Origin of the sequence: Roseburia sp. MSJ-14, from assembly GCF_018918225.1 — a bacterium.
GTDB lineage: Bacteria > Bacillota > Clostridia > Lachnospirales > Lachnospiraceae > Petralouisia.
In genome coordinates this window covers 65,437-88,216 of the sequence record NZ_JAHLQD010000050.1, presented here as the reverse complement: position 1 = coordinate 88,216, position 22,780 = coordinate 65,437, and the positions used below count along the sequence as shown (strand labels likewise).

21 protein-coding genes are annotated in these 22,780 nt (G+C 35.9%); all 21 read left to right on the top strand.

The annotated features are described in order from the left end of the window. Positions 1–13 precede the first annotated feature (13 nt). The 21 genes from cdaA (at position 14) to KQI83_RS13750 (ending at position 22,776) form a co-directional block, all read left to right on the top strand. Entirely contained in the window at positions 14–919 is a 906-nt protein-coding gene (gene cdaA, locus KQI83_RS13850; RefSeq protein ID WP_216559304.1) for a diadenylate cyclase CdaA, read from the top strand. After that, on the top strand, positions 885–2,252 hold the full coding sequence (locus KQI83_RS13845; protein ID WP_216559302.1) for a CdaR family protein: 1,368 nt from the start codon (positions 885–887) through the stop codon (positions 2,250–2,252). Before cdaA ends, KQI83_RS13845 begins: the two co-directional genes overlap by 35 nt. Before the next feature lie 17 nt (positions 2,253–2,269). Further along, positions 2,270–3,619, top strand: coding sequence for a phosphoglucosamine mutase (gene glmM / locus KQI83_RS13840; RefSeq protein WP_216559299.1), 1,350 nt, complete (start codon positions 2,270–2,272; stop codon positions 3,617–3,619). 34 nt (positions 3,620–3,653) lie between these two features. After that, positions 3,654–3,917 carry an HPr family phosphocarrier protein gene (locus KQI83_RS13835; RefSeq protein WP_216559297.1) on the top strand — a complete coding sequence of 88 codons (264 nt, stop codon included), beginning with the start codon at positions 3,654–3,656 and terminating at the stop codon, positions 3,915–3,917. Between the two features lie 3 nt (positions 3,918–3,920). Next, positions 3,921–4,790, top strand: a complete 870-nt coding sequence (gene rfbD / locus KQI83_RS13830; protein WP_216559295.1) for a dTDP-4-dehydrorhamnose reductase — start codon at positions 3,921–3,923, stop codon at positions 4,788–4,790. A gap of 9 nt (positions 4,791–4,799) precedes the next feature. Continuing rightward, positions 4,800–5,621, top strand: coding sequence for a glycosyltransferase family 2 protein (locus KQI83_RS13825; protein WP_216559293.1), 822 nt, complete (start codon positions 4,800–4,802; stop codon positions 5,619–5,621). Positions 5,622–5,699: 78 nt separating this feature from the next. Beyond that, positions 5,700–6,785 (top strand): dTDP-glucose 4,6-dehydratase, encoded by a 1,086-nt coding sequence (rfbB, locus tag KQI83_RS13820; protein WP_216559291.1) that lies wholly within the window; start codon positions 5,700–5,702, stop codon positions 6,783–6,785. 82 nt (positions 6,786–6,867) lie between these two features. After that, on the top strand, positions 6,868–8,181 hold the full coding sequence (locus KQI83_RS13815) for a DUF2142 domain-containing protein (protein ID WP_216559289.1): 1,314 nt from the start codon (positions 6,868–6,870) through the stop codon (positions 8,179–8,181). A gap of 107 nt (positions 8,182–8,288) precedes the next feature. Further along, positions 8,289–9,167, top strand: a complete 879-nt coding sequence (gene rfbA, locus KQI83_RS13810) for a glucose-1-phosphate thymidylyltransferase RfbA (RefSeq protein WP_216559287.1) — start codon at positions 8,289–8,291, stop codon at positions 9,165–9,167. Between the two features lie 16 nt (positions 9,168–9,183). Beyond that, positions 9,184–10,020, top strand: coding sequence for an NAD-dependent epimerase/dehydratase family protein (locus KQI83_RS13805; protein ID WP_216559285.1), 837 nt, complete (start codon positions 9,184–9,186; stop codon positions 10,018–10,020). A gap of 18 nt (positions 10,021–10,038) precedes the next feature. Further along, entirely contained in the window at positions 10,039–10,605 is a 567-nt protein-coding gene (gene rfbC / locus KQI83_RS13800; protein ID WP_216559282.1) for a dTDP-4-dehydrorhamnose 3,5-epimerase, read from the top strand. An 8-nt stretch (positions 10,606–10,613) separates the two neighbouring features. Continuing rightward, on the top strand, positions 10,614–11,387 hold the full coding sequence (locus KQI83_RS13795; RefSeq protein WP_216559279.1) for an ABC transporter permease: 774 nt from the start codon (positions 10,614–10,616) through the stop codon (positions 11,385–11,387). A 23-nt stretch (positions 11,388–11,410) separates the two neighbouring features. Beyond that, on the top strand, positions 11,411–12,142 hold the full coding sequence (locus KQI83_RS13790) for an ABC transporter ATP-binding protein (RefSeq protein WP_216559276.1): 732 nt from the start codon (positions 11,411–11,413) through the stop codon (positions 12,140–12,142). An 11-nt stretch (positions 12,143–12,153) separates the two neighbouring features. Continuing rightward, complete coding sequence (locus KQI83_RS13785) at positions 12,154–14,433, top strand: rhamnan synthesis F family protein (protein ID WP_216559273.1); 2,280 nt, start codon at positions 12,154–12,156, stop codon at positions 14,431–14,433. An 18-nt stretch (positions 14,434–14,451) separates the two neighbouring features. Continuing rightward, positions 14,452–15,201 carry a hypothetical protein gene (locus KQI83_RS13780; RefSeq protein WP_216559270.1) on the top strand — a complete coding sequence of 250 codons (750 nt, stop codon included), beginning with the start codon at positions 14,452–14,454 and terminating at the stop codon, positions 15,199–15,201. Positions 15,202–15,209: 8 nt separating this feature from the next. Continuing rightward, positions 15,210–16,250 (top strand): acyltransferase family protein, encoded by a 1,041-nt coding sequence (locus KQI83_RS13775; protein ID WP_216559267.1) that lies wholly within the window; start codon positions 15,210–15,212, stop codon positions 16,248–16,250. 18 nt (positions 16,251–16,268) lie between these two features. After that, positions 16,269–18,533: a rhamnan synthesis F family protein gene (locus KQI83_RS13770; RefSeq protein ID WP_216559264.1), complete on the top strand. Its 2,265-nt coding sequence runs from the start codon at positions 16,269–16,271 to the stop codon at positions 18,531–18,533. A 5-nt stretch (positions 18,534–18,538) separates the two neighbouring features. After that, positions 18,539–19,420, top strand: coding sequence for a rhamnan synthesis F family protein (locus tag KQI83_RS13765; RefSeq protein WP_216559260.1), 882 nt, complete (start codon positions 18,539–18,541; stop codon positions 19,418–19,420). Positions 19,421–19,428: 8 nt separating this feature from the next. Next, on the top strand, positions 19,429–20,682 hold the full coding sequence (locus KQI83_RS13760; RefSeq protein ID WP_216559257.1) for a rhamnan synthesis F family protein: 1,254 nt from the start codon (positions 19,429–19,431) through the stop codon (positions 20,680–20,682). A 15-nt stretch (positions 20,683–20,697) separates the two neighbouring features. Next, complete coding sequence (locus KQI83_RS13755; protein WP_216559254.1) at positions 20,698–21,645, top strand: glycosyltransferase family 2 protein; 948 nt, start codon at positions 20,698–20,700, stop codon at positions 21,643–21,645. After that, positions 21,646–22,776 (top strand): glycosyltransferase family 4 protein, encoded by a 1,131-nt coding sequence (locus KQI83_RS13750; protein WP_216559250.1) that lies wholly within the window; start codon positions 21,646–21,648, stop codon positions 22,774–22,776. Positions 22,777–22,780: the final 4 nt, after the last annotated feature.

The window sequence follows — 22,780 nt, the reverse complement described above, 5'->3', positions numbered from 1 at the left end:
GGGAATGAGAAGAATGATAGATAATTTATTTGCGACTTTGAATGCATTTGCATCTAAGTATCTATTTTGGATTAATAGTCCGCAAATAGGAAAAATAGATGTTGTAGAAATTATTATTATTTCATTCCTGGTATATAAAATTCTGGTATGGTTTAAAAAGACGCGAGCATGGAATTTATTAAAGGGAATCATTGTAGTTGTTATGTTTGTTATGTTAGCAGCTATGTTCCAGATGAATACGATTCTGTGGATTGTTTCTAAAACCATTAACGTTATGGTGATTGCAATTGTTATTGTTTTTCAGCCGGAATTGCGAAGAGCATTAGAACAATTAGGACAGAAAAGCTTTTTTACATCGCTGTTTTCTTTTGAATCTCAAAAAAATCAGGAGCGTTTTAGCGAACGTACTGCAAATGAGATTGTTAAGGCATGCTATGAAATGGCAAAAGTAAAGACCGGTGCACTGATTGTAATTGAACAGAATATTGTGTTAGGAGAATATGAAAGAACCGGAATAAAACTGGACTCCCTGGTGTCCAGTCAGTTGTTAATTAATATATTCGAGCATAACACACCATTACACGATGGTGCTATTATTGTGCGTGGAGAAAGAATTGTTTCTGCAACATGTTATCTCCCGCTTTCGGATAACATGGGCTTGAGTAAGGAATTGGGAACAAGACATCGTGCTGCGGTAGGTATCAGTGAGGTGAGTGATGCGTTGACGATTGTAGTTTCAGAAGAAACCGGAAATGTATCAATTGCTATCGGAGGCGAATTGTATCGAAATGTAGATGCAGAATATCTGCGAGGAAAATTAAACTTTATCCGAAAAGGTTCTATGGATGTAGCACGTTTTAGAATATGGAAAAGGAGGATGAAGAATGTTCAAGAAACTAATGAAACGGTTGACAAATAATTTTGGCTTGAAGCTTTTATCCATCTTATTTTCTATTGCACTTTGGTTGGTAGTGGTCAATATTGCTGATCCGGATGGCACAAAGACATTTTCAGTTCCTGTAACAATCCAAAATAAGGATGTTATCGAAAAAATGGGAAAGGTACCGGATGTAGTAGGAGATACCGACGTAGCTAGCTTTTACATTACAGGTCCAAGAAGTTATGTGGAAGGTATGAATGCGGATGATTTTACAGTAACAGCAGATTTGAGCCAGGTGGATTTGGCAGATGAGGATGAAATAAAACTGGTACGAATCGAAGTAACTGCGAAGAAATATGAAAAATATATTACCATACATCAGAAGACAGTGAACATGCAGGTTACATTGGATGACTATGCGGAAAAGAACTTTGTAATATCACCGGTTACCACAGGAACACCGGCAGATGGTTGCGCAATTGGCGATGTAGAGGTAACGCCAAACTTATTAACGGTTTCAGGACCGGAGTCTGTTGTGTCCAAAATCAATAAGGTAACGGCTACCATTAATGTAAACGGAATATCAAGTGATGTAACAGATAATGTAGTTCCGGTACTTTACGATGAAGAGGGAAATGTAATTTCTTCAGATTTATTAGAGACGAATCAGTCTACGGTAAGCATTAAAGCCAATATTTTAGGAACCAAAACATTGCCGATACACTGCGATGTTACAGGAGAACCGGCAGATGGATACGAATATAAAGGATTGGAGTATGCACCGCAAAAAGTTACAGTAAAAGGTGAAGCGGAGATTTTAAATACCATGAGTGCAATTACTATTCCGGAAGAAGTGATTGACATTACAGGAGCAACCGGAAATGTAGAAAATACAATTGATATTACTACCTATCTTCCAGATGGGGTGTCTCTGGTGGATGATGAAGTAACCCAGATTGCAATAAAGGCATTAATAGTATCAAAGGAAACCAGAGTGTTTAATTTGCCGGTTGCCAATATATCGGTGGAAGGATTGCCGGATAGCTATGAATTAACATATAATTCCAATGTAACAACAGTTCCGTTGACAATAAGAGCGTCACAGGATGATATCGATTCCTTTGATATAGGAAGTGTACAGGCGAGTATAGATGCAAGTGATTTATCACCGGGGGCGCATACGGTTCAATTGGCACTTACAATTAATGGTGAAAAATATGAAATCATAGGAAATGTAAGTGTGCAGATTAACATACGGGATAAAGAAGCGGATAAAACTGAGGAAGATAATAGCAATAATACAGATAATAGCAATACAGATAATTCAAGTAATGATCAAAATAGTAGAAATACTTCCGTAGGTGGAAGATAGTAGAAGAGGTAATTAAAATGGCAAGAATGTTTGGCACAGATGGTGTGCGTGGTGTAGCAGGAACAGAATTAACAATTGAACTTGCAATGAAATTAGGGCAGGCAGGAGCTTATGTTCTCACCAAAGAAAAAGAACATCAACCCACAATTATTGTAGGTTGTGACACAAGAATTTCCGGTGGCATGTTGGCAAATGCATTAATGGCCGGCATCTGTTCCGTAGGGGCAAATGCTGTATATATGGGCGTTATACCAACACCTGCGATTGCATATCTTACCAAAAAGCTTAAAGTGGATGCGGGAGTTGTGATTTCAGCGTCACACAATCCGATGGAATTTAACGGCATTAAGTTTTTTAACGGAGAAGGATATAAGCTTTCTGATGTGTTAGAAGACGAAATAGAAGCACTGATAAAAAATGGAATGAAAGATGTGACAATGCCAATCGGTTCCGGAATTGGAAAGGTGTCTTATCGTTTTGATGCCAAAGAAGAATATATTTCTTTTATAAAAAATACCGTACCGATTGATTTAAGTAATTTGAAAATTGTTGCGGATTGTGCAGAAGGTGCGTCTTATTATACAGCAGTGGAAACATTGAAAGGATTAGGAGCGAACTTAGTGCCGATTCATGTAGAACCGGATGGAACCAATATTAATGCAAACTGCGGGTCAACACACATGGATGAATTGCGAGCAAGAGTTGTGTTTGAAAAGGCAGATGTTGGTCTTGCTTTTGACGGCGATGCAGACCGTATGCTTGCGGTGGATGAAAAAGGAAATATTGTAGACGGTGATCAGGTAATGGCGATTATCGGAAATTATATGAAAGATAATGGAAAACTTAAGAAAAATACCATTGTAGGAACGATTATGAGTAACCTTGGTTTTTCCATTATGGGAGAGAAAAACGGAATTCATATCGAACAAACCAAGGTTGGAGATCGATATGTACTGGAAAATATGAGAAAAAATGGTTATAATATCGGAGGAGAACAATCCGGGCATATTATTTTCCTGGATGAAAATACAACAGGAGACGGATTGCTCAGTGCTTTACATCTGTTAGAAGTGATGGTAAAGACCAATAAAAAACTTTCGGAACTGTCTAAGGTAATGGAAGTTTTACCACAGGCACTGGTAAATGCAAAGGTGCCAAACCATAAAAAAGAAAATTATATGGAATATCCTGAAATCGCACAGGCAATAGAAAATCTGGAAAAACGATTTGCGGGAGAAGGAAGAGTTTTGATTCGTCCATCTGGAACAGAACCGTTGGTTCGTGTTATGATAGAAGGAAAAGATCAGGCAATCATAGAAAAAGAGGCAGAACAGTTAGCAGATTTGATTATGGAAACAATGCTCTAAAGGGGCATTCAATGATATTATTGGAGGAAAATATATGGTAAGCCAAAAAGTAGTTATCAAAAATCCTACAGGGCTGCATTTAAGACCGGCAGGAGAATTATGCAAAGAAGCGGTAAAATATCAATCATCAATTAACTTTTCGTTTAAAGGTGGTACCGCAAACGCTAAAAGTGTATTAAGTGTACTTGGAGCATGCATCAAGTCAGGCGATACAATAGAATTTATATGTGAAGGCGAAGATGAAGAAGAAGCACTGAAAGCAGTAGTAGGTGCAGTAGAAAGCGGATTGGGAGAATAAAAGATGAAAAAGATATTGGTAACAGGATGTAATGGACAGTTAGGTCGTGCAATTCGTAAAGAATACGAAAATGATCAGATAGTATTTATTAATACAGATGTCGTAGAAGGAGACGGTGTTATTTCCTTGGATATTACGGATATTGAAGCTGTATTGAAATTGGCAAGAGAAAGAAAACCGGATGTTATTATCAATTGTGCAGCGCATACCAATGTAGATAAATGTGAAGAACAATGGGACTTGGCATATAAGATCAATGCGATTGGACCTAGAAATTTAAGCATTGCGGCAAGAGAATTAGATGCTAAAATGATACATGTATCTACAGATTATGTATTTGAAGGAAATGGCACTAAACCATATACAGAATTTGATGAACCAAATCCAGTAAGTGCATACGGAAAAACAAAGTTAGAGGGAGAAAAGTTTGTAAAAGAGTTTGCCCCGAAATACTTTATTTTAAGAACAGCATGGCTTTACGGAGAAGGAAAGAATTTTGTAAAAACAATGCTGAAACTTGCAGAAAACCATGATGAGGTCAGCGTGGTTTGTGACCAGCTTGGAACACCGACCAGTGCAGTTGAACTTGCAAAAATGATTCATTATCTGGAACAGACGGAAAACTACGGAGTGTTCCATGCAACTTGTGAGGGAGATACAAATTGGGCAGATTTTGCAGAAGAAATATTTAAGCTTGCAGGAAAAAACACAAAAGTAAATCATGTTACCAGTGTTCAATATAAAGAAATGAATCCTGCATCTGCCAATAGACCAAGTTACGGAATCTTAGACAATTATATGTTAAGACTTACCAGTGATTATAAGATGGCAGACTGGCATGATGCATTAAAAGTTTATATGAAAACATTATAGGAGAACGAAATGGAACCATTAGTAAGTGTGTGTATTCCGGCATATAACAATGCCGGTTACATTAAAGAAACCATTGATTCTATTTTGAACCAAACCTATCAGAATATAGAATTGATTGTTGTGGATGATAACTCAAAAGACAATACTTATGAGGTGATATCATCTATACCGGATAAGAGAGTAAAGGCATACAGGAATGAAAAAAATCTTGGAATGTCAGGAAACTGGAATCGGTGTCTGGAATTAGTATCAGGTGAATTTGTAAAGCTGATTTGTGCAGATGATTTGATTGAAAAAGATGCCATTGAAAAAGAAACAAGGGCATTGATAGAGAATCCTACAGCAGTACTGGCAGAGAGTGATTCCAAGTTAGTAGATATGCAGGGAAAACAACACGGAACTTATAAGAGATATCATAAATCTGGGTTGGTAAATGGAAAAAAAGTTGCCAGAAGTGGATTGCGTTCTCAAAATTATTTTGGAGCGCCACTGGCAAATATGATTCGAAAGAGTGCATTAGATAAAGTAGGCGGATTTGATACAGACTTTGTATATATTCTGGACTACGATTTTTATATGCGAATTGCAAGTCAGGGTGATATTTTCGTAATTCATGAGCCTTTGAATGGATTTCGAATCAGAAATGATTCCAATACAGGACAGGTTATGGGTGGAGGTAAGGAAAAGGCTTACATAGCCGAACATCGCATGTTGTTGGAAAAACATAAAGAAGAGCTGGGACTGTCTGGGTTTGCAGTATGGCAAAGTATGATGGCAAGAAGATTGAGAAGCTTTTTGATTAGCGTATATTTAAAGATATTTGCAAAATAAAAAGATAAATGCTATAATAAAACGATTTTAGTAAAATGATAATAAAAAATAAAATGTATGTAAAGGAGGAACTCTATAATGAGAACCTATTTAGTAACCGGAGGAGCTGGATTCATTGGCTCTAACTACATTCACTATATGTTTCGTAAATATGACAACGAAATCAGAATTATCAATGTGGACAAGTTGACCTATGCGGGAAATCTTGAGAACTTAAAAGACGTAGAAAACAGAGACAACTACACATTCGTAAGAGCTGATATCTGTGATAAAGATGCTATTATGAAGATTTTTGAAGAAAATGACATTGATCGTGTTGTTCATTTTGCAGCAGAAAGCCATGTAGATAGAAGTATCAAGAATCCGGAAGTGTTTGTTCAGACAAACGTTTTGGGAACTGCAGTTATGTTAAACTGTGCAAAAGCAGCTTGGGAATTACCGGACGGAAGCTTCAAAGAAGGTAAGAAATTCCTTCATGTATCTACTGACGAAGTATATGGTTCCTTGGAGGATGACGGTAAGAGTTATTTCTATGAGACGACTCCATACTCTCCACATAGCCCATATTCAGCAAGTAAGGCAAGCTCTGACTTTTTAGTAAAGGCTTACATTGACACATATCACTTCCCTGCAAATATTACTAACTGTTCTAATAACTATGGACCATATCAGTTCCCGGAAAAACTGATTCCATTGATTATTAACAATGCATTACAGGGAAAGAAATTACCGGTATATGGTGATGGTATGAATATCCGTGACTGGTTATATGTAGATGACCATGCAAAGGGAATCGACATGGTACAGGAAAAAGGACGTCTTGGAGAGACTTACAACATCGGTGGACATAATGAGAAGCGTAACATCGAAATCATCAATATTATTATTGATACTCTGTTAGAGATGCTTCCGGAAAATGACCCAAGAAGAGCAAATGTAAGCAAAGACTTAATTACTTATGTAGAAGATAGAAAGGGTCATGACAGACGTTACGCTATCGCACCAGATAAGATTAAGGCAGAAATCGGCTGGGAACCAGAAACCATGTTTGCAGAAGGAATCAAGAAGACAATTGCATGGTTCTTTGAACATGAAGACTGGATGAAGAACGTAACTAGCGGTGATTATCAGAAATATTATCAGGATATGTATTCTAATAAATAATAAAAACCGTGCAAAAGAGAAGAAGGAAGGTGAAAACCTTCCTTTTTCTTACGCAGGTAGTATGTGAAACAGGGAGTATGTAATGGAAAAATATAATAAAAAAATAGAAAAACTATATGTGATATTTATATTTTTATTTTTAATAATGTGGGCGATGGCAACAAGAGCCACATCGGGACCGGATGAAGCTATGAAGTATGATGTGTGTAATTACATTGCAACAAAAGACAGTTTGCCGGATGGAAGAGATCCGGCAATTCGTAATCCGGTATGGGGAACTTCATATGGATTTACGCCATTGGTATCTTATATTGTGAGTGCTGTGTTTTTGAAAATAGCATATTTATTCACGGAAGATGTACAACTATTATATGTGGCTGTGAGACTTACCAGTGTACTGTGTATTACAGGAATGGCAGCTGTTGTGATAAAGATAGGACATTTGCTTTTTGAAAAAACAGCTGTAAGATGGCTGTTTATACTTCTTACAACATTATTGCCGCAAGTGTTGTATTTGGGAAGCTATTTGAACAATGATGCTTTTGCTCTATTTACTATATCCATAATTATATATGCATGGGTTAAAGGAATTCGTAGCCAATGGGATAGGACAAGCTGCATCACGCTTGCAGTGGGAATTGGACTGTGTGCCTTATCCTACTACAATGCCTATGGATATATTTTATGTAGTATTCCACTGTTTTTCCTGTCTTGGAGAAGTGTTATGGAAAAGAGTCAAGAAAATACTCTGCGAATGTGGAAAATGGCTGCGGTAATTGCAGGAATTGCATTCCTCATTGCAGGCTGGTGGTTTATAAGAAATGGAGTGATTTATCAAGGAGATTTTCTTGGACTTTCCACTTCCAATCAATGTGCAGAAAACTATGCCCAGCCGGAATATAAGCCAAGTCTGCGTCCGAATCCGAAACATTTAGGATGGAGCTTTTATGAAATGCTGATATCAAACGAGTGGATAAAGATTTCCTTAATGACCTTTGTAGGAATTATGGGAACAGATGGAATCCCGGGCATGGGGAAAATTTATAAAATACTATGGATACTTATTGCAGGCGGCTATATAGGAGTGTTATGGAAGTTACTAAAAAGAGAAAAGTGGAAAGAAAGCAAAGTATTATATATTGTTTTTGCGTTTAGTATAGGAATTCCCATAATGTTAAGTTTTTATCATTCCTACTGGATAGATTTTCAGCCACAGGGACGTTACATTATGCCTATGCTAATTCCGTTTATTTATTTTGCGGTAGAGGGAATAACATATATATTAGAGAAAATTCCGAAGAAGTGGGAAAACAGGTGTTATGGAGTTTTGAGCATAGGGATAATAGCATCTGCATTTCTTTGTTTACATCAAATTCGAATGTTTGGTTTTTCTTAGTTTTTTCTTAAAAAACTGTGGAAACACGGTGAAAACTTGAATAATTAGAAAAAAAGTGGTAAAATAAGACGATTATGTATGAGCATGTATAATTAGGAGGATTTACAATGAAAGGTATTATATTAGCCGGTGGCTCCGGTACAAGACTGTATCCATTAACAAAAGCAATTTCTAAGCAGATTATGCCAGTTTATGATAAACCGATGATTTACTATCCGTTATCTACATTAATGTTAGCTGGAATCAGAGAGATATTGATTATCTCTACACCAAGAGATTTGCCGGTGTTCAAGGAATTATTAGGTGATGGAAGTCAGTTAGGAATGAGCTTCGAATATGCAGTACAGGACGAACCAAGAGGATTGGCAGATGCTTTTATCATTGGAGAAAAATTCATTGGAAAAGATGCAGTAGCATTGGTATTAGGAGATAATATCTTTTATGGCCAGAGCTTTTCAAGCGTACTGAAAAGAGCGGCAGATAGAACAGAAAGTCAGGCAGGCGCAACAATTTTTGGCTACTATGTAAAAGACCCAAGAGAGTACGGTGTAGTAGAATTTGACGAAGAGGGAACCGCTATTTCTATCGAAGAAAAGCCGGCACAGCCAAAGTCAAACTATGCAGTACCGGGATTATATTTCTATGATAATGATGTAGTGGAAATTGCTAAAAACGTGAAGCCATCTGCTCGTGGTGAAATTGAAATCACAAGTGTAAATAACGAATACCTCAAGAGGGGTAATCTTAAGGTAGAGACATTAGGACGTGGATTTGCATGGTTGGATACCGGAAATCATGACATGCTTTTAGCAGCAGCAGATTTCGTATCCGCATTCCAGAAACGTCAGGGATTGTACATTTCTTGTATAGAGGAAATCGCATACAAGCGTGGATTCATTAATGCAGAACAGTTGAAGAAACTGGCAGAACCATTGATGAAAACAGCATATGGTCAGTATCTTGTAGATATTGCCAATGGATTATAAGTTTGGAGGAACGATAATGAAAAGAGTGTTAGTAACCGGAGCAAATGGATACATTGGAAGACATGTAGTAGAAAAATTATTAGATTTAGGCTGCGAGGTCTATGCTTCGGACTTTGGTTTTGACGGAGTGGATGAAAGAGCAACCAAGGTAACAGTTCCAATTTTTCAGAAGGATAAGGATTTGTATAAAAAGTTGGGCGAACCGGATGCATGTATTCATATGGCATGGAGAAATGGATTCGTTCACAATGCAGATTCCCATATTGAAGATTTGCCACAACATTTTGAATTTGTAAAAACTATGTTAGAAGGCGGATTAAAGCAAATTGCTGTTATGGGAAGTATGCATGAGGTTGGATACTGGGAAGGAGCAATTACAGAAGATACTCCATGTAATCCAAAATCTTTGTACGGTATTTCTAAAAATGCATTGAGACAAGCAATATTCTCAATACCCGGAATTGATGATGTCTGTGTACAGTGGCTGAGAGCTTATTATATTTTAGGTGATGATTTAAAAAATAACTCTATTTTTTCCAGAATTGTTAAGCTTGAAGGTGAAGGAGCAGCAACATTTCCGTTTACTACAGGAAAGAATAAGTTTGATTTTATTTCTGTGGATGTATTGGCAGAGCAGATTGCAAAGACAGTGTGTCAGACAGAGGTAAAAGGTATTATTAACTGTTGTACAGGTAATCCGGTATCTCTTGCAGATAAAGTGGAAGAATTTATTAAAGAAAACAACTTTAAGATTCGTCCGGAATACGGTGCATTTCCAGATAGACCATACGACTCACCGGGAGTATGGGGAGATGCTGAAAAGATTAATCAGATTATGAAAAACTATAAATAATAGAATGGAGCAAGAAAAATGGGAAAGATTAAAGTAACAGATAATTGTAACGGAATCGAAGGATTAAAGGTAATTGAACCGGCAGTATTTGGTGATGAACGTGGATACTTTATGGAGACATATAACTACAATGATTTTAAAGAAGCAGGAATTGACTGTGAATTCGTACAGGACAACCAGTCTGCATCTAAAAAAGGTGTGTTAAGAGGTTTACACTTCCAGATTAACTATCCGCAGGATAAGCTGGTGCGCGTAGTAAACGGTGAAGTATTTGACGTTGCAGTAGACTTAAGAGAAGGTTCTGAAACATATGGTAAATGGTTTGGAGTAACTTTATCTGCTGAAAATAAAAAACAGTTCTTTATTCCAAAGAATTTTGCTCATGGATTCATTGTATTATCTGATTATGCAGAGTTCTGCTATAAGGTAACAGATTTCTATCATCCAAACGACGAGGGCGGATTGTTGTGGAAAGATCCGGAAATCGGTGTTGAATGGCCAATGCCGGAAGGAATGACAGAAGCAGACTTAACATTATCTGACAAAGATAAAGTTTGGCCGGGAATTGCATCTCTGAAAAAATAGGAGTTAACATGCGTTATATCGAAAATTTCAAGAAATATCTCCCATTACTTCAGGAATTGGTGAGTAGAGATTTAAAAACAAAATATAGACGTTCCGCCTTAGGGTTTTTATGGACGGTTTTAAATCCACTGGGAATGATGTTGGTACTTACCGTGGTTTTTTCCACGGTATTCCAACAGAGTATAGATAATTTCCCGGTGTATTTAATGTGTGGTCAGCTTATTTTTAATTTTTATAACGAGAGTAGTAGTATGGCAATGAATTCCATCGTGGATAATGCGGCATTGATAAAGAAGGTTTATTTACCGAAGTATCTTTTCCCAATGTCTCGTGTGTGTTCTGCGTTAGTTAATGTATTGACTTCATTTATAGCACTGTTGATTGTTATTCTGATTACGCAGACACCTATTACATGGACAATCTTTTTGGTGGTATTTCCGATTTTTTATACCTTATTGTTTTCACTTGGTGCGGGAATGATTTTGTCTGTAATGACAGTATCTTTTCGAGATATAAAACATTTGTATGGTGTTATAACCACTGCGTGGATGTATTTAACACCTATTTTTTATCCTATGAGTATGCTTCCGGCAAAGTTGGCTTCTATCGTCCAGAAGAATCCTCTTACAATATTCGTAGATATGATGAGAATGGTAGTGCTGTATAACAAGGTGCCGCCGGTTATTATGCATGCAAAATGCTGGCTTGTTTGTGGAGTAGTTGTAGTTATTGGATTTGTAATGTTCAAAAAGAAACAAGATACCTTTATTTTGAAGCTATAGGATATGAGAAAGGAATAGGACAAATGTCTGAAAATGTAATAGAAGTAAATGACGTTTCCATGGAATTCCGTCTATATAAAGAAAAGGTTGATAGCCTGAAAGAATATGCAATCAAAAGACTGAAACATGAATTAGAATACGATAATTTTTGGGCTTTGAAAAACGTAAGTTTTGAAGTGAAGAAGGGCGAAGCAGTAGGATTGGTAGGAAGAAACGGTTCCGGGAAAAGTACGATGTTAAAGGTGATTGCCGGAGTATTGAAACCTACTCTGGGAAGTGTGAGAATTGCAGGAAGTATTGCGCCGATGATTGAATTGGGAGCAGGATTTGACTTTGACTTGACTGCTCGTGAGAATATTTTTCTGAATGGAGCAATTTTAGGATATCCAAGAGAGATGCTGGAAGAAAATGTAGAGAATATTATTAAGTTTGCTGAGCTGGAAAAGTTTATTGATGTTCCGGTGAAAAACTTTTCTTCCGGTATGGTAACAAGACTGGGATTTTCCATTGCTACAGTTTATCAGCCTGACATTTTGATTGTAGATGAAATTCTGTCGGTTGGAGACTTTAAGTTCCAAAATAAATGTGAGGAACGAATACAAGAGATGTTAGAAAAAGGAACAACACTTTTATTGGTTTCTCATAGTACAGAACAGGTACGCAGAGTGTGTGATAAAGCAGTGTTATTGTATAATGGAAATATGCTGCTGAATGGTAATGTAGACGAGGTCTGCAATTTATATACGACGTTGTAAGGAGAAAATACATGGTATTACAGAGCAATGATGTAAAGCGTTTAATTATATATTTTATTTTTGATAAGAATGGTATTGTAGATGATTATATCACCTACATGTTAGAAGATTTGAAAAAGAACTCAACGGAGATAGCGGTAGTATGTAATGGAAAGCTTAACGTAGAGGGAAGAAAAAAACTGGAAAAAATTACATCTACCATCATAGTAAGAGAAAATAAAGGCTTAGATGTGTGGGCATATAAGACGGTTTTGGATTACTATGGATGGGAAAAACTCTGTTCTTATGATGAAGTAATCATGATGAATTATACAATTATGGGACCGGTATATCCGTTGCGTGAGATGTTTGAAACCATGGGACAGAAAGATTTGGATTTCTGGGGAATTACCAAATATCATGAGTATAAAGACGGAGATCCGTTCGGAACGATTGAGTATGGATATATACCGGAGCATATTCAGTCCCATTTTATTGCGGTCCGTAATAGAATGTTAAGAAGTATTGAATTTCAGGAATATTGGAACAATATGCAAGAAATTCATGATTATCGTGAAGCAGTTGGATGCCATGAAGCAATTTTTACGAAAAAGTTTTCAGAAGCAGGATTTGCATGGGATGTTTATGCAGATATGGGCGAAGGATACAATAATCACCCGATTTTGTGTGCAACCAGACAGATGTTGGAAGAGAAGAGATGTCCGATATTTAAGAGACGTTCCTTCTTTCAGGATTATACCAATATTATCAATGATACCGCAGGGGAATCTGCGCACGAAGCATATGAGTTCTTAGATAAGCATACCGATTATGATGTAAATATGATATGGGATAATATTTTACGTCTGGAAAATCAGGCAGATATTAAGAAAAATATGCAGCTTAATTATGTGATGGATGCACAGAATGGTATTGATATCTCAGAAATATTAAGTAAACGTAAGATAGCTCTTGTATTACATTTCTATTTTGAAGGATTGGCAGATTATTGCTTACATTACATGAAGTCTCTACCAAAGGAAGCAGATATTTATGTAACAGTAGGAAGTGAAAAGAAAAAGGCATTAATCGAAGAAAAGTTTGCGTGTCTGCCTAATAAAGTGGAAGTTATTTTAATTGAAAATCGTGGACGAGATGTAAGCGCATTGTTAGTGGGAACGAAAAAGTTTATTATGGACTACGATTATGTTTGTTTTGTACATGATAAGAAAGTAGTTCAGCTAAAGCCGGAAACAATCGGTGCAGGATTTTCTTATAAGTGTTTTGAAAATTTATTGCCTACCAAAGAATTTGTGGAGCATGTATTAGACACATTTGAACGTAATCCGAGAATCGGTTTGCTGACACCACCGCCACCATGTCATGGAGATTATTATATTACCCTTGGATTAGAGTGGGGCATGAACTATGAGGTTACCAAAGAACTGGCAGAAAAATTAAAACTTACAGTACCGATTGTAAAAGAAAAAGAACCGGTTGCACCACTGGGAACGATGTTCTGGTTCAGACCAAAGGCAATGAAGTTGTTGTTTGAACAGGACTGGGAATATAAGGATTTCCCATCGGAGCCAAATAAAATTGACGGAACACTTTTACATGCAGTAGAACGTATTTATAGTTATGTGGTTCAGCAAGAGGGATATTATCCGGGATGGATATTCTCTTCACATGGAGCTGCAATGGAAATTACAAACTTAAACTACATGCTGCGTGGTTTGAATGAAGAAATCTTTAATGCAGGTCCGGGAGCCGGAAAGTATGAGGAAGTGGTCAGAAATACCAAGAAGACTTTTGTTGAATGGAGAATGTGCCGCTCGGCATTAGGATATACCGAAGGAAGCATTATTAATGCAAAATTATATCCTAAGAAAAATATGGAGTATTCAGAAAAGAATAGTTTAGTTGTGGCAAATGAATCCGATGAAAATCTGTATGAATATAGCGGATTGGAAAAGTATGGCAATATCAACGAAGTTCGTTGGGATCCGGGCGAAAAGGCAGGAATCATTATCCACGATTTAAAAATGACAGTGATATTCCAAAATGAAAGAGAAGTACAACTTTCTATGAAAGATGCAATGCATAACGGAATTATGCTGGAAAATGAGCTGGTATTTTTGGGACCTGATCCCCAGTTATACTTTAATTGGAAAGAAACTTTACCAGTTAAGAAGATTTTAATAGAAGCAGATATTGTGGATCATATCACAGCAGAGCGTGCGGAGCACATATATAGAAAAATGAGAAAGAATAATATCTTTAAGAGAGTTGCAAGAAAGATTTTTCGTTAAAAAGTTGAGGTAATAAATATGTATATTTTGTTTTTTATTGAAATTGATGCCAACAGAGAATGTAAGTACAAGGAAGAATTTATACACGCGGTAGAGGAATGCCGTACAACGGGTGGACATGTAATAGCATCTAAGGAGTATGTTATGCTATTAGAACAGGAAGAATCTGTTGTATGGGAAATTCCGGAAGAGGTAATGACAGATATTAGCGCAAACCTTGAAAATGACTGGGATAGAGAGTATCTTTTGGTAATTCAAAGAAATCAGAAACTGGAACAGTGGTTTCAGAAGTGCCTGGAAGAACATGAAGTGAAAACCGGATTTATTTTGTGCTACAAAGAATACATTAGTGTAGGAAAAGTAGCGCAACAAAACAATATGGAGGCATACTGCCAGTATAATGATGGTGATAATGAAGTACAAAATGGTATGCAGCAGATGGTAGCTTCTATGCAAAGACAAATGGAAGCAGCAACCAAAAGAGAAAAAGAGCTGTTAGATCAGGTAGAGGGACTCAAGGAGTATATTACCTCAACTGAAAATTATTTAAAAGAATTGCAAAAACATGCAACAAATTTAGATAATGAATTACAGAAATATAAGGCTTTCTATGAAGAAAATTCAGGTGGAATAGAAGAGTTACAGAAAGAGCGACAGAAGTACATTGAATTGTATAAAAAGAGTGTAGAGGAACTTAATGAGGTTCGCACCAAATACCTTACATTACAGGAACAGGCGGGACATCATAAAAAACGGAAGGAACAATAAGAAATATAATGAAAAAAGAGCGAATATTCTATTTAGACTTTATTAGAGCGATAGCAGTTATTTCTATCTTGTTGACACATTATAATGCAACATTTTTATATATGCAGCCACAGCGATTAGATAAGGTTGTAGTAACCTGGAAGGTTTGTAATCTATATATTGGAGATTTTGGAGTATCCTTGTTCTTCATAATTTCAGGAGCAGCACTTATGTATGTATATGAGAAAAAGTGTGAACTTTTGAAATTTTATAAAAAGAGATTAATAGCGATTTATCCTATGTTTTGGATTACTTATATTATTGCATTTATTGTTCAAAATGCAGTATATCATAGAGAATTTTCAGGGATTCCAAAACAAAATTTCCTGCTGACAATTCTTGGATTTGATAGTTATTATGCAGGAGTTATGCCAACATTTTATTTAATCGGAGAGTGGTTCTTAGGATGTATTATATTGGTGTATGTTCTGTTTCCGCTGTTACGTTGGGGCGTTAACAAACATCCGGGATACTTTACGGCAGTAATTGTATTATTATATTTGTTAGCGATTTATTGTTATGCGACACCATTATCAAAGTCAGAACTTGTAGCGGTGAGAATTCCGGAAGTATTTTTTGGAATGATGTATATGAAATATTTTAAGAATACCAATTGGAAAGCAGCACTGTTTGCGTTAGCAGTATTGATTGCCAATACGGTGTTTGTCCCAAGTTTCAATAGTAGTATTCAGACTACATATGTAGGAATTATGGCATTTTTAGTATTGACTTATATAGGAAAGTTTGTAGCATTTCGATGGGTAAAGGCAATATGTAGCTTTTTGAGTAAGTATTCTTATGCAATCTTTTTGGCGCATCATTATATTATTTATAGAGTGACAGAGTGTGTAGATTACGGAAAGGCTTCAACAGCAGAAAGTTATGGAATATTTGCAATTTGTGTAGTAATTATCTTGCCGGTATCAATGGCAATTTATTATATAGATAAGGTGATTAAAGCCGGAACAGGAAAGATAAAGGAAAAAGTATTTGCAAAGAATGTAGCATAAGAAAAGATAGGTGGAAGGATGAGGTTAAACGAGAAGGGAAACATAACCCGATTAGGGATATTTTTCTTTTATGATAACGATGGGATTGTAGACGACTATGTTATGTATATGTTGGAGGATATGGTCTTAAATACAACTCATAATATTGTGGTTTGCAATGGAAAATTAACGGAAGAAGGCAAAAAAAGATTTGAAACTTTGCCAAATACAGATATTTTAGTAAGAGAAAATAAGGGATTTGATGTTTGGGCATACAAATCTGCTTTAGAATATTATGGCTGGGATGTGCTTGATACCTATGACGAAATTTTTATGTATAACTTTACAATCATGGGACCGATAGGACATTTTAGTACCATGTTCCAGGAAATGGATCAAAGAGATTTAGATTTTTGGGGAATTACCATTCATAACGGTGCTCCATTTGACCCATGGGGAAATATGGAGGATGGGACAATCCCTATTCATATTCAGTCGCATTTTATTGCAGTGCGTAATGAGATGATTCGAAGTGAGAAATTTCATAAATATTGGGATGAACGGCCGATGATTAATCGTTATGAAGATGCGGTTGGACTTCATGAGGCTATTTTCACGGGGATTTTTGAAAAAGCAGGTTATAAGTGGGACGTTTATGTAGATACTGAGGATTTAGTGGAACAAACATTTTATCCTCTTTTTAATATGCCTGTAGACTTGGTTAAAAATCGAAAGTGCCCAATATTTAAAAGAAAATTATTTATCAATGATTTAACCGGAACCATTCAGGAAAATGCAAATTTGCCGGCAAGAGAATTGTTTGATTATTTGGATAAAGAAACCGACTATAATACGGATATGATAATAGAGCATCTGTTAAGAAGTGCTAATTTGCGCGATTTAATGAATGGATTGAATTTGAATTATATACTTGAAGATACACTTGGTGAAAAGAAAGTAAATAGAAAAAATAAGTGTGGTATTTTTATTTCTACAATAGGATGGGAAAACCATTTTCACGAATATTGTGAGTTTTTAAAGAATATTCCGGATGATGTAGATGTATATTTGGCAGTAGAAGAGAAAAATAAACAATACGAGGAAGGAAAAATTCAGATTTGTTGTATTGAGAAAGATGCGGAAAAATTTGAATTATTAGCGTATTTTGAAGATAAAATCAAAGCATATGATGTGGTATGTTTGATAGATAGTTATGAGGAAGATTTTTTTGCAGCATATAATGTATTGTCCGCAAAAGAACTTTTATATCGTGAAATGTTAGAAAGCAGGGGATATATAGAACGGGTGCTTTCGCTATTCGAGGAAAATCAAAGATTGGGAGTGCTTATTCCCAATGCTCCGGTACACGGCGAATATCAATCTTTAGCAGAAGAGGATTGGAAAAGAAGCTATAAACAGGTAAAAGAGTTTGTCAATAAGCATCAATTAGGGGTAGATGTGAGAAAAGAAAAGGAATCTCCCGTTGCAATGGGAAATTGTTGCTGGGTAAGAACAGATATTTTAGAAGCATATCTTCAAATGCACAAAGGGGCAGTAAAAGAAGAAATAGCAAAAAATAGAAGGAACTGGAGTTATTTATTGCCGCTAATAGCGCAAAGCAGAGGAAAATTTACTGCTAATGTGTGTCCGAAGTTGATAGGACAAAATTTACTAAATACATTTTACGGATATAAATATGTAAGTAGAATAAATGTCAATTACTATAATATAGCTGCTGAGGTATATTATGATGTAGGGGAAGGTTTTAAGGTAGAGGAAGTAAAAAAAGTTGCATACAAGGCAAAGGTATTCCATAAGGAAAAAGTAGAAATAAAATTAAGAGTTCCTGATAACACAAAGTATATTCGCTTTGACCCATGTGAAGGGTTTATGTGTGTATGCAGTAATATAAAGTGTAATGTAGAGGGAATTAAGATTCATAATACCAATGGAATACGATTTGGCAAAGAAGATTTGTTTTTGACAAAAGATCCACAATATATTCTTGAAGGAGATTTCTCAAATACGAAGGTACTTATAATCACTATGGAGAATATATCTATTTTCTGGAGCGAAAATGGACTTGAGAAAGAGATGAAAGATATATTTAAGGAAAGAGAAGAACTGATTGGAGCAGTGCAGCATCTATTAAAAGACAGAAAAAAACTAGATGATGAAGCAAAAACAGCCAATGTAACTATAAATGAATTAAAAGAGAAAAATAAGCAGTTGGAAAATGAGATTTCAGCGATCAAGGCTACAAAAAGTTGGCGTTGGACTTCTTGGTTTAGGAAAGGAAAATAATAGTTATGAAGAGGTTGGGAATTTACTTTTTTTACGATAAAAACGGAATTGCAGACCAATATATAGATTATGTATTGCAGGATTTTTCACAACATTTGGAAAAACTCATTGTTGTATGTAATGGAAAATTAACATCTGAAGGAAGACAGCTATTCGGAAAATATACAGAATCTGTCATTGTAAGAGAAAATAAAGGATTCGATGTTTGGACATATAAAACAGGGTTGGATAGCTTAGGCTGGGATGAATTAGTGAAGTATGACGAAGTTGTTTTGATGAATTATACCATTATGGGACCGATTTATCCCTTAAGAGAAATGTTCGATGAAATGGACAAGAGAGAAGAACTGGACTTTTGGGGAATCACAAAATGCTTTCAGGAAGATTCACCGGTTGCTCAGGAAATGTGGGATAACCCTTATGGGTATATTCCGGAACATATCCAGTCAAGCTTTATGGTATTTAGAAAAAGTATCGTTTCTTCACAACTGTTTCAGAAATACTGGGATGAGATGCCGGAAATACATTCCTATTATGAATCCGGCGGTAAACATGAACAGGTTATTACCAAGTACTTTGCCGATAATGGTTTTAAATGGGATTGTTATACCGATTATGAAGGTTTAGACCCTCAAATCTCAGGATGTTGTCCGTTAATTACCGTTCCGTTAGAAGTAATCAAGGAAAGAAAATCCCCATTCTTTAAGCGCAGAACATTTTTTACTACAAAGGAAGAATATAATGCTACCAGTCCGTTTGTTAAGGAATTTTTAGAGTTCCTTGAAAAAGAGACAGATTATGATACAGATTTTATTTACTCAAATTTAATCAGAACTTGCAATCAACGAGATTTGGTTGAGAATTTTTTATTATTCCATGTTATGTAGGAGGAATTATGGTGGAAACAAAAGAAAAGAAAGTTGCCATATTTTTAAACATAAAAAATATTGTGCAGAAAGAAATGGTGGAAAAAAGATGCCATGAATTTCGGGAAGTTGCAGATGTCTATATTGGAAAAAGAAGGAGCAATTGTATTGAGAGTCTTGGAATAGATATAGAAGCATCTTATAAAGATTATGAATATGTTGTTATGATAAATCCATTTGAAGCAAGAGAATTTGAAACGGAAGGAAGTATTGTGCAACGAGAATCTTTTTATATAAACAATTTGCTGGGAAGTGTTTCAGAATTAAAGGAAGAAATTGAACTATTAGAAAAAAATAAGTTTGAGGGAATGTTAGTCTCAAGAATGGATTATATCAAGGCATATGCTGTAAGTAACTATGAGAAGTGGAAAGATTACTATGAAGCGGTAGATGCATTTAATGAAGAAAATGAACTTCAGGTGATACTTTCTGAGAAAAAGGCACCGATTCAAGTGGAAAACGGATGTGCCATTATTAAAACCAAGGCATTGGAAGAAATTGAGAAAACAAAGTATGGAGAATTGAGTACGGAACTGTTAAGTTATGTATTACCGGTGTATATGCAAAGCAGAGGATTTTTGCCCAGCTATTTTATGAGAAAGGATTTATTAAAGAACAATAATATCGGCTATACAGCATTACACCATTATTCAGAAACAAATGTGGGACATAACCTGCAAATATGCAGTAGATATTATTACGATTTCGGTGAGGGATTTGTAGAAGACGAAGAGAATGAGATTAAAAAAATTATAAAGTTCTGGACAAAGGATAAAGTTGCTTTTAAAATACCGGTTCCGGAAGGAGTAAAAGCCATTGGATTTCATCCATGTGATGGATTTATGTGCGTGTGTGCGGAAACCTGCGTAGAAGAAGAGGGCGTGGAGATTCAAAATGTAAATGCACAGCATTTTGAAAAGGAAGATGTGTTTTTGACGCATAAACCAGAGTATGTTCTCACAGGTGATTTTCAGAAATACGATATGCTTACGATAACTATGGAAAATATTTCTGTATTTTGGAGTGAACATGATTTCAAATATGAAATAGATAATTACATAATGGGAAAAGAAAATGAAATAAATCACAAGGCATGGGCGATTGAAGAGTTGCAAGGAAAGTTAGAAGAGGCAGAAACTGAACTTGCAACCATTAAAAACAGCAAGGCATGGAGATTTATTTCTGGTTATCGCAGAATGAAAAATCGGATTTTTAGGAAGTAAGGAAGGCAATGGAAAATGGAAGGAATTTCAGTAGTAGTACCTGTTTTTAACGAAGAGGGAAACGTAAAAGAACTCCATAGAGAAATTTATGAAGTGTGTACAAGGGAAAAATATAATTTTGAAATTATATTTGTGGATGACGGTTCAAAAGATAAAACTCCGGAATTGTGTAAGGAATTACATCCATTAAAATATATTCGTATGCGTAAGAATTTTGGACAGACCGCAGCAATGGATGCGGGCATTAAAGCATCAAAATATGATTATATTGTAACAATGGACGGAGACAGACAAAACGACCCGGCAGATATTCCCAAATTAGTAAAATATTTAGAAGAAAATGATTTGGATATTGTTTCCGGATGGAGAAAGAACAGAAAAGATACAGTTATGAAGAAATTTACGTCAAGAGTAGCAAATTTCTTGCGTGGAATTATCGTAAAGGATAATATCCATGACAGTGGATGTTCTTTAAAGATATATAAAAAGGAGTGTTTTGAACACATCAATTTATATGGAGAAATGCATCGTTTCATTCCGGCATTGTTGAGAATTAAGGGATTTCGTGTAGGCGAAGTAGTAGTAAACCACAGACCTCGTACAGCAGGAGTAACCAAATATAACTGGAAACGTACCGTAAAGGGATTTGTGGATATGATTTCCTTATGGTTTTGGAGTAAATATGCGGTAAGACCATTACATATCTTAGGGGCAGGAGGGATGATTTGCCTGTTTCTTGGAGGAATTTGTGGTGTCTGGTCTGTGGTTTTGTTTGCTATAGGACGAAAAATGTCCAGCAATCTTATGCCACCATTGCTTACGGTATTCTTTATCATTACCGGACTTTTGATGTTTGTATTTGGATTAATGAGTGATATGATGAGTAAAACATACTATGGATCGGGAATTGATAGTTCTTATAGTATCAAAGAAGTGATAGAGAATCAGGAAGAGGAAGCATAAATGAAGATATTGGTAGTATCCCATGAATTTCCACCAATTGGTGGAGGCGGAGCAAATGCTTGTTATTTTCTGACAAAGGGACTGGTAGACAAAGGGCATGAGGTAACAGTGGTTACCGCTAATTACCGGAATATGCCACAAGAAGAAAAAATAAATGGTGTAAATATCATACGGGTGAATGCATTACGCCAACATAAGGAACATTGTAGCTTTAAAGAGATGCTTAGTTATCTGATGAAGGCATATCCGGTTGCAAAAAAGCTACATAAAAAGGAAAAATTCGATAATTGTCTGGTATTCTTTGGTATTCCCAGTGGGCCAATCGGGTATCTGCTGAAGAAAAAGTACAAGCTGCCATATGTGATTCGCTTTGGCGGCGGAGATGTTCCGGGATTTCAGGAGCGATTTACGAAAGTATATAAAGTAATAGCTCCGGCAATAAAACTTATATGGAAAAATGCAGATGCATTGGTTGCAAATAGTCAGGGGCTTAAGGATATGGCGCTTGACTTTTATCATAAGAAAAATTTTGAAATTATATGCAATGGAGTAGATACAGAAATGTTCTATCCAATAGAAAAACAGGAATCTCAAGAATTTACCATACTTTTTGTTTCCAGACTAATAGAAAGAAAGGGACTTCAGTTTGTTATTCCGAAATTGCAACAGATTCAGGATAGTACAGACAAGCAAGTGAAATTAGTTGTAGTGGGAGATGGACCATATCGTGGGGAATTAGAGCGATTGGTAAAAGAACATCACATAGATAATATGGTTCAATTTGAGGGACAGAAGGATAAGAGTGAGATTGTACCTTATTATCAGAATGCAGATTTATTTATTTTGCCGTCAGCAAAAGAAGGAATGCCAAATGTTGTGCTAGAAGCAATGGCGTGTGGATTACCCATTGTGATGACTCCTTGTGAGGGAAGCAAAGAGCTTATTACCGATAATGGATTCATTGTAGAGAACACAAAATTTGCAGAAAAAATAATTGCGTGTTGTCAGAATTACAAAATGACAAAGAAATTTGCACAGGCTAGTAGAGAAAAAGTATTGGATAAATTTTCATGGAAGAATGTAGTTGATAGTTATGAAGAATTATTAATGGGAAATAAAAGAGTGGACTGAGGAA